7 tRNA genes are annotated in these 1,146 nt (G+C 46.9%); all 7 read right to left on the reverse strand.

Annotated elements, in window-relative coordinates:
* Positions 1-210: 210 nt before the first annotated feature.
* The 7 genes from AC1FXZ_RS21855 to AC1FXZ_RS21885 all read right to left on the reverse strand — a co-directional run bounded on the left by AC1FXZ_RS21855 (position 211) and on the right by AC1FXZ_RS21885 (position 997).
* Positions 211-286 (reverse strand) — tRNA-Lys (locus AC1FXZ_RS21855).
* 177 nt (positions 287-463) lie between these two features.
* Positions 464-548 (reverse strand) — tRNA-Leu (locus AC1FXZ_RS21860).
* Between the two features lie 21 nt (positions 549-569).
* A tRNA-Thr gene (locus AC1FXZ_RS21865) sits at positions 570-645 on the reverse strand.
* Between the two features lie 13 nt (positions 646-658).
* Positions 659-734: transfer RNA gene (locus AC1FXZ_RS21870), tRNA-Phe, on the reverse strand.
* Positions 735-749: 15 nt separating this feature from the next.
* A tRNA-Asp gene (locus AC1FXZ_RS21875) sits at positions 750-826 on the reverse strand.
* A gap of 13 nt (positions 827-839) precedes the next feature.
* Positions 840-913, reverse strand: a tRNA-Met gene (locus AC1FXZ_RS21880).
* A gap of 8 nt (positions 914-921) precedes the next feature.
* Positions 922-997: transfer RNA gene (locus AC1FXZ_RS21885), tRNA-Val, on the reverse strand.
* Between the last annotated feature and the right edge of the window lie 149 nt (positions 998-1,146).

Below are 1,146 nucleotides of genomic sequence, written 5' to 3' on the forward strand. Positions count from 1 at the left end.
GACTCCTCTACTTGTTTCTCGACAACTCAAGTATAAAGGAAGGGAGAGTTTGCGTGTTTTTTTATGCTCAAAATCTATCCCTCGAATTGTTTTATAACCCCAACATATATAATAGAGCCGTATTAAATTACTAATCCATTTATTATAATAAACAAAAAAAGACCAACCGAAGTTGATCTTTGACTATGTACTAAACATTAAATTCTAAAATGGTGAGCCATGAAGGACTCGAACCTTCGACCCTCTGATTAAAAGTCAGATGCTCTACCAACTGAGCTAATGGCTCTTGCAGATATTTCGTTGAAGTATTTCATGATGCCTACGGATGATGCTCTGCTCCGTGGTCCTACCTGTTCTTTCCTCTTCTAGTAACGCTCTGTTGCTTGCTGCGTCAGAACAACTCGTAGAAGTTCAAGAAGCTTTGCTCGTAACTGAGCTAATGCTCTTTCTATTATGTAAGAAATGGTGCGGGTGAAGGGAGTCGAACCCCCACGTCATAAGACACTAGATCCTAAGTCTAGCGCGTCTGCCAATTCCGCCACACCCGCATTTCGGTAAAGACAAAAAAATGGTGCCGGCCAGAGGACTTGAACCCCCAACCTACTGATTACAAGTCAGTTGCTCTACCAATTGAGCTAGGCCGGCACAAAAACAAAAATGGTGGCTCAGGACGGAATCGAACCGCCGACACATGGATTTTCAGTCCATTGCTCTACCGACTGAGCTACTGAGCCAACATAGTATGAAAATGGCGGTCCGGACGGGACTCGAACCCGCGACCTCCTGCGTGACAGGCAGGCATTCTAACCAACTGAACTACCGGACCATTTTGTTTGGTATTGCGGGGGACGGATTTGAACCGCCGACCTTCGGGTTATGAGCCCGACGAGCTACCAGACTGCTCCACCCCGCGTCGTTATATGGTGGAGGATGACGGGATCGAACCGCCGACCCCCTGCTTGTAAGGCAGGTGCTCTCCCAGCTGAGCTAATCCTCCGTTATGGATGTAAGAGGTAGGATGTTGGAGGTTAGAAAAGTCTTTCTTCTAACTTCTTACTTCTAATCTCTATCTTCTAGAATGGTGACCCGTACGGGATTCGAACCCGTGTTACCGCCGTGAAAGGGCGGTGTCTTAACCGCTTGACC

It is taken from the genome of Halalkalibacter sp. HAAS-P014 (assembly GCF_056619965.1).